At 50.5% G+C, this 1,046-nt stretch carries 2 protein-coding genes; both read left to right on the plus strand.

All coding sequences use genetic code 11. The annotated features are described in order from the left end of the window. Positions 1 to 141: 141 nt before the first annotated feature. Complete coding sequence (locus ABEA58_RS14355; protein ID WP_345552604.1) at positions 142 to 420, plus strand: hypothetical protein; 279 nt, start codon at positions 142 to 144, stop codon at positions 418 to 420. Positions 421 to 521: 101 nt separating this feature from the next. Further along, on the plus strand, positions 522 to 791 hold the full coding sequence (locus ABEA58_RS14360; protein ID WP_345552606.1) for an NTF2 fold immunity protein: 270 nt from the start codon (positions 522 to 524) through the stop codon (positions 789 to 791). The last annotated feature ends 255 nt before the right edge of the window (positions 792 to 1,046 follow it).

Below are 1,046 nucleotides of genomic sequence, written 5' to 3' on the forward strand. Positions count from 1 at the left end.
GCTGGCAGCGTGCCGGTAGCGGGTGTCCAGTGCGGCACCTATAACCAAGCTAGGCAGGTTCGCCCAGCCGGTGGCTGGGCTGGACAGCCTACGCTGCGCTCCGGCTGCCCCTGCTAGCGGCGTTAGGCGTAAAGGACGAAAATGAATCAAGAGATCGATATTGAACCAAATTTTAGATTTTGCTGGTCGCTAGCATGGCGCCTTATTCTCCTGACCTTGCTCGTAGGCACAATGCCGATAGCCACGGTTATTATTTGTTTTGGAGTTGCTGTACCAGCAATTCCGACTCCACTCAATTTTATTGCTTTAGCTGTTGCGCCAGCTTTAATTCTTATCGCTTCAGTAAGTTTCAGTTTGAAAATTCTGTTAAGCAAAAATTTTAAGGGTGCAAATGTTAAGTTTAGGCGGAGTAATGCCTAACAAGTCGGTGTTGTGCGTTCCGGCCCTGCGGGCCTCCACCGGACAAACAAACCCTCGGTTTGTTTGCCGCAAACCTCAGCGTTATGTGTAGGTAGCTTTAAGTGAGAGCAGCCATTTATTTTTTGATTCTGGTCTTTTCGAGCGCATCTTTTGGCGAAGAATGCACTAAAGAGCTAGCTTTTGAAGCTGGCATTAAAGCCATTAAGTTGAAATTTCCAAACTACATGGAGAAAGCCCCGTACAAGATTGAGAAGTGGTATGGAAGCTGGCTAGTTTTTGGTTCCTTGCCACCTGATACTGTCGGCGGCACTCCACAAGCAAAAGTGGACATCCAAAGTTGCAAAGTACTAGAAACGCTACACGGGCAGTAACACATAACCAGGCCAGGCAGTACGCTCCGGCGCTATGCGCCTCCGCAGGACGTCCTACTTTGCGCACTTTTTGCGCGGGTCGCTGCGCTCCCATTTTCGCGCAAAAAGCGCACAAAGTAGGCCGCCCCTGCTGGCGGCGTTATGTTGCCGGTCGGTAAAAATTATCGTCGGTGTCTGCGGGAAATTGTTCGCACTGGTTTAGCGTCCTGCATCAAGCTACGTGGCCGTTCCGGGGTCAAGCAGTTTCGTTCCTAG

It is taken from the genome of Microbulbifer aestuariivivens (assembly GCF_039545115.1).
GTDB classification, from domain to species: Bacteria; Pseudomonadota; Gammaproteobacteria; order Pseudomonadales; family Cellvibrionaceae; genus Microbulbifer; species Microbulbifer aestuariivivens.

What these genes read in the sequence shown, in the direction of transcription:
- ABEA58_RS14355 (WP_345552604.1), top strand. Translation starts at nt 142, where the DNA reads ATGAATCAAGAGATCGATATTGAACCAAATTTTAGATTTTGCTGGTCG.